Below are 4,696 nucleotides of genomic sequence, written 5' to 3' on the forward strand. Positions count from 1 at the left end.
CCGGTCGCGCTGAACGTTGTCCCGCTCAGGGTCTCCACGCTGCTGGTTAAGCCAATGCTCCCCCCGGCGTTCACCACTCCGTTGCCCCAGCGGTCCTTCAGCGTCACCGTCGCCGTCACGCTCTCTCCCGCCGTTATCGTTTCCGGGCTCACCCTCAGCGACAGCGTCTCCACATACGCTTCCCCGCTCAGCGGCGTCACCGTCACCCGCGCCTCTCCGCTCTGCCCGTTCACCGTCGCCGTCAGGTCATGCGCACCCGCCACCGTCAGACGCAGCCCCGCGCGGTACTCCCCGTTCGCTCCTTCCTCCCATGAGGAGAGCGCACTGTTTCCGTCCGTCACAGAGTCTGACAGGGCAATATCTGCCGTCGCCACCCCCGTCACACCGTTGCCGTTCGCGTCCGTCAGCCTCAGCGTCAGCTGCGTCTCTTCGCCCGCGTTCATCGTCGCCGGTATCGCCTCCAGCCTCACTCCGGCCACGCTCTCCGCTCCGCTCTGCGCCAGGAACGTCACCTTCACCGCCGGCAGACTGACCCCGCCCACCGTCTGGCTGAACGTCGCTTCGCCCACCGTGGTTCCCTTCACCGTCGAACGGTACTTCCCGGTCTCCGTCCGGCTCCAGGCTCCGGTACTCACCCCCGTCACCCCGTCAAGCTGCCGCAGCGTGCTCCCCGCCGCCGGCGCGCCCGCGTCCGTCAGGTTGCCGTAACCGTCCTTCAGCTCCAGCGTCACCGTCGCTTCCGCCACACCGTCCGCCTTCACGCTCTGCGCCGCCGGACTCAGGGTCGACGCCGCGGCCACCGCCGCTCCGGCGTTCACCGTCACCCCCCGCTCCGCCGACAGGCCGTTGCCCAGCCGCGCGCTCAGGGTGTGCTCCCCCACCTGCGTCAGCGTCACCGTCCCCCGGTAGCGACCCGGCGATACCTCCGTGAAGCTCACCGTTCCCGGGTTCTCTTTATCATCTCCCAGCGTGATGGCCGCTCCCAGACCCGTCACCGGGTTGCCCCAGCCGTCCGTCAGCGTCACCGTCACCCCCAGGCTATCCCCGGCGCGCACGCTCTCCGCCGCCTCCAGCGTCAGGTACCTCACCGCACTCTCCGCCGTCGCCGCCGTCACCTCCACCGTCCGCGTCCCCGTCCGGCTGCTCCCGGACACCGTCGCCGTCAGCAGGTGTGAACCCACCTTCGTCATCAGCAGGGACGACGTGTAGCTCCCCGCCGTCGCGGCGCTCTCCTCCCACGCCGTCGCCGGTGCCTGGTCGCTCACCTGGCTGCTCACCCGGATGTCTCCCGCCGCCCCGGTCACCGGGTTGCCGTTCACATCCTTCAGCGTCACCGTCAGCCGGCTCTCCTCCCCGGCCGTCACCGGCGACGTCGCGTCCAGCGTCACGCTGCCGTCCGCTCCCACCGCATCGCCGCCGCTCAGGCTCGTCAGACGCACCTCCACCGGGCCCACCGTCTCACCGTCCGCCTGCGCCGTCACCACCGCGGTGCCCACCCGTTTACCCTTCAGGGTCGCCGTGTACAGCCCCGCCTCCGCCTGCTCATAGTTCACCGCGCTCAGCGTGTGGTCCGCCGCCGCCAGTCCGCTCACGCTGAAGGTTATCCCCCCGTGACGCCCGGTCACCGGGTTGCCCTGCGCGTCCTGCAGCGCCAGCGTCAGCTGCGACGTCTCCGTGTTGTCCACCGCGATGCTCGCCGGCGTCGCCGTCAGCACCGACGTCTGTCCGCTCACCGCCCCGGCGATGAAGCGCACCGTCACCTCACGGCTGCCGCCGTTTATCGTCGCCGTCACCCGGCTCTCACCGGCCCGGACGCTGGTCAGCGGCAGGCTCAGCTCCCCGTCCTCGCCGGTCATCCCCGACGGCGCGATAACCGCCCCGTTGCCGGCGCTGAAGGTCACCATCGCCCCCGGCACCACGTTATTATTCGCGTCCGTCACCCGCGCCCGTACCCGGTTGGCCGACCGGCCGTCCGCCACCGCGCCGTCTTCCTCCACGCTCAGCGCCCCTTCGGCTATCTGCGCCGTCCGGCTGTCGGCAACGAAGCGTACCGTCACCTGCCGGCTGACCCCGTTTATCCCCGCGTTCACCTCCACCGGACCGGCCAGCGTGCTGCTCAGCTCCGCCGTCGCCTCTCCGCGCTCATCCGTCTGCACCGCGCCGCTTATCTGCGCCCCGCCTCCGGCGGCGAACGTCACCGTCTGGCCGCTTACCGGGTTGCCAAAGCTGTCCGTCACCGTCGCCTTCACCCGGTTCACCGCGCTGCCGTCCGCCGGCGCGTTATCCGTCACNGCTGCCGTCCGCCGGCGCGTTATCCGTCACCACCGTCAGGCTCCCCTCCGTCAGCGTCGCCGACGCCGCGTCCGCCTCGAAGACGATGTCCGTCTCCGCCCGGCTCCCGGTCGCCAGCGTTGCCCTCAGGGTGTACTTCCCGCTCTTCGTGTGGCTCAGCGTCAGCGCATGCCGCCCGCCCGCGTCAAGCACGCTCTCATACCCGTCGCACTGCGCCTGGCCGTTAAGCTCACACCCCGCCGCCGACGGCGTCAGCGCCAGCGTCAGCCCCAGCCCGGTCACCGCCTGCCCGCTGCTGTCCGTCACCGTCAGCCGCCCCGGCACCTCCCGGCCCACCGGGCTGCGCGCCGCGTCCAGCTCCAGCTTAATGATGTGCGTCGCCTCATCCACCACGATGTTCATCGTCGCCGGCTCCGTCCGGTTGCCCTCCACGTCGGTCATTACCGCCGTCAGACGATACTGGTTGCGCTTCCCGCTGTCCGGCGCGTTCCACGCCGGCAGCACGATACGGATATCCGTCGGCGAGGCAGTGGTCTCTATCCGGCCCCCCGCGCTGACCAGCTCCGGTGCCTGCCAGACGATATCCCGGATACCGTACTTCGCCTTCGCCGTGGCGCTGACCGCTATCCGGCTCAGCGCCTCGCCCCGGGCTTCCGCCGGCAGCGTCAGCGCCACCAGCTGCTGTTTGCGGTACTGCATCACGATGTTGTAGTTGCGGTCCACCAGGTCATAGCGGCTGCCCTTCAGGCTGCGCATTATCGCCACGCTCTGCCCGTCCAGCTGCTCCGCCAGCGACAGCCCGAAGCGCCAGTTAAAGTCCAGCTGCGCCGTGGTTTCCGACACGTCGCCCGACGTGTGCCCCAGGCTCACCGTCAGCAGCGGGAAGGGCGTGTAGCTCACCGCCGCCGTCAGCGCGTGCGGCGAGTTCTTCAGCGAATCCGGCGAGGCGGAGTTGAGTAAATCCACCCCTTTGCCGAAGTATTTCTCATACGTCAGCTCGCCGCCCAGTTGCGGATACGACGGCAGCCAGTACTTCGCCCGCAGGTCGTAACCGTTCGCCGGCCGCTCGTCGTAGTCGCGCATGTTACGCAGCGGCGACTGATGCCAGTCAGTGAGACGGAAATAGCGGTTGGCCGACAGGCTCAGCCAGTCGGTCCGCGCCTCCAGACCCACCCCCCAGCGCGCGTTGCGCCCGGTCTGGTCGTAGTCGTAGAAGACGTTGCTGCCCAGCATCCAGTCGTCGCCGATGTAATGCCGCCCGCCGATGCCCCCGTTCCAGAGGGTCCGGTCCTGGTTACGCCGCACCCCCGCCTGGCTGAACAGCAGGTCGCTCCCGGTGTCCCACAGCGGCACCAGCACGTCCGCGCTGCCTTCACCCTGCGTGGTGAACTGGATACGCGCGTTCCCCTTCTGCTTCAGCCAGTCGCGCACCGCGCTCTCCGCCATCTGGTTCGCCATCCCGGAGATGTAGTTCTCCGCCATGCCGCGCACCGCGTCCGTCCGCGACTCCTGGCCCAGCACGCCCCACAGGGTCTGCAGATGTCCCGGCACCGGGTCGTCTGCCTCCGCCGGCTCGCCGCCGCCGGCGTCCGGCGTCTCCGGACTGCCCAGCAGCGGCAGCGTCGTCCCGTCGGGGGACGGGGTCCGGGCAGCGTCGGGCTGCGGGGTCAGGTTGCCGGCGATAAAGTAGTCAGAGAGCGACCCGGCGGGTCCGCCCGGCGGGGCCGCTGACGGCGCGCCGGCGTTGCCGGACGGCTCCGCGTCCGGGGTCATCAGCTGATGCATCTCGGCCAGGCCGGCGGCGCGGGCCAGCGGCGCCCATACCGGCAGGATAACGGAGGTGAATAACCACCAGAGCAGCAGCCCCAGGGAGAGCCGCCGGTGAAAAGGGGAGTCTTTATACATGTTGTTAATCCACTCGCTATGGACAGATCCCGCAGACGCATCGCGGCGTCCGCGGACACACCCTGCGCGGTCACGCCGGAGAAGGGGCCTTCACGCCGCGTTCACCGGTGACGGGGCAGAACGTCGGTTCAGATTTTTGAAATCGTGACCATCCGGTTACGGATCTCGGTAAAGGTCTGGCTCTTAACCCGATCGCAGATGAGGTTGAGCTTGTCGTTGAGGGTCAGGGTCATGATCTCCCGCGGATCTTTTTCCAGCAGCGCCTGGTTCTCGTGGTAATAGCTGTAAGAGGCGTTGATGGCGTCAAACTGGGAGCGATACAGGGTGAATGCCGTGGGGTTGAGCCGTTTAAGAAGGTCAAAGTTATCGGTGCACTGACGGCTTTCGGTTTTGGCGACCGCGACGCGCTGCGCGGCGACGGGCGGCGCTTTTTTAGCGGCAGTTTTTTTCCCGGCGGAGGCCGTGCAGCCGGCAGCGGAAATCACCGCGGCAATAAGAA

Annotated in this window: 3 protein-coding genes; all 3 read right to left on the reverse strand. The window is 68.7% G+C overall.

The window, feature by feature from the left end:
- On the reverse strand, positions 1 to 2,291 hold a 2,291-nt coding region (locus GJV78_RS24060), incomplete at its 3' end, for an invasin domain 3-containing protein (RefSeq protein ID WP_209439279.1).
- Positions 2,281 to 4,197, reverse strand: coding sequence for an inverse autotransporter beta domain-containing protein (locus GJV78_RS22300; protein WP_155110251.1), 1,917 nt, complete (start codon positions 4,195 to 4,197; stop codon positions 2,281 to 2,283). The genes GJV78_RS22300 and GJV78_RS24060, both read right to left, overlap by 11 nt.
- A 128-nt stretch (positions 4,198 to 4,325) precedes the next feature.
- Positions 4,326 to 4,696: hypothetical protein (locus GJV78_RS23865; protein ID WP_230979219.1), on the reverse strand; the 371-nt coding region annotated here is incomplete at its 5' end.

The organism is Intestinirhabdus alba (assembly GCF_009711095.1).
GTDB lineage: Bacteria > Pseudomonadota > Gammaproteobacteria > Enterobacterales > Enterobacteriaceae > Intestinirhabdus > Intestinirhabdus alba.